Source organism: Methanophagales archaeon (assembly GCA_021159465.1).
GTDB lineage: Archaea > Halobacteriota > Syntropharchaeia > Alkanophagales > Methanospirareceae > G60ANME1.
Map to the genome: position 1 here is coordinate 1 of JAGGRR010000098.1, position 1080 is coordinate 1080.

Consider the following 1080-nt stretch of genomic DNA (forward strand, 5'->3'; position numbering starts at 1 on the left):
TGTGCGAGAGCTTGAACGGTTATACGGCAATGTGGGTGCGGGTATAAAGAAGGTGTTGAAATTCTATAAAACGAGCGTGCTGCCTGAGCATCTCAGAAAGGCACATGAGGCATTGGTGAGTAAGGAGAAGCTAACCGCAGATGAAGTCGTAGAAGTGGTGTTACCGTTCGTAAAAAATGATCAAGAAGTATGGAAAGTCGTCGGTGAACTCTCACGACTCGGTTATGTGCGACGAGACCGAGCGGGAAACTATATATTCTCCCGGTTCAGGCGCGACCCGTTCCTTGAGTTCCTCTTAAAATAGTTTTCTTTTGCGAGCCAGTATGGCGAGTCCTGCGAGTGTTGCAACGGAAACGACTGTTACAGGTATAGCGAGGTTTTCTCCCTCCGCTGCCACCGGTAATACTTCCGCGCCCGCAAGTGCAGCCGTGGGTGATGGATATGGTGGTTCATTCTCGGCATCGCTCCAAGTCTTTATACCGAAGTAGTGTTCGCCAATAGGGCGGGGTTTTAGGATCACCTCACCTTCTTTGTTTAAAAACAAAGAGCATGCACCCGTTCCTTCATTGAAATAGAGCCCTACAGTCGAGCCAGCGGATAATGTAGTGCTCCCTGAACACTTCGCTCCCCCGAATAAAGGTTTACCATTGACATCTAACTCTTCAAATTTCACATATATTCTACCCGAAAAATTACCGACATTTTTGACGAGGTTTTTAGCTATTCTTAGCGTTTCACCGAACATAAATTTACAATCGGGATGCTCAATGCACGGTTCGAAATATTCAAATATTGCCCTTGAAGGTCTACCAACAACTCTAACACTCCACGCTCTTGCATCGCTGTGATGTTCGTATATCGCATACCCGTTCGCTCGCTCGCCCAATCCCATTACCGCTACTTGTGACATTTCTTTCTCACATTTTTTATATATACACCACATATATAAATATTATTAAATCATGGCAGACGCAAAAGCTTGGCGAGTTGATATAACAGAAGTGGAGAAGAGGTGGACTTTTAGTGCATCAATGCTATCACTCGGAACGGCGCTCGCTATCGCTTCAACCGCGCCCGTTT

General features: G+C 46.0%; 2 protein-coding genes. One reads left to right on the top strand and one right to left on the bottom strand.

Annotated elements, in window-relative coordinates; genetic code table 11:
* A partial coding sequence (locus J7J01_04970) for a hypothetical protein (GenBank protein ID MCD6210231.1) occupies nt 1-304 on the top strand: 304 nt, incomplete at its 5' end.
* Here J7J01_04970 and J7J01_04975 read toward each other — a convergent pair.
* Entirely contained in the window at nt 296-910 is a 615-nt protein-coding gene (locus J7J01_04975) for a hypothetical protein (protein MCD6210232.1), read from the bottom strand. The genes J7J01_04970 and J7J01_04975 overlap by 9 nt on opposite strands.
* Between the last annotated feature and the right edge of the window lie 170 nt (nt 911-1080).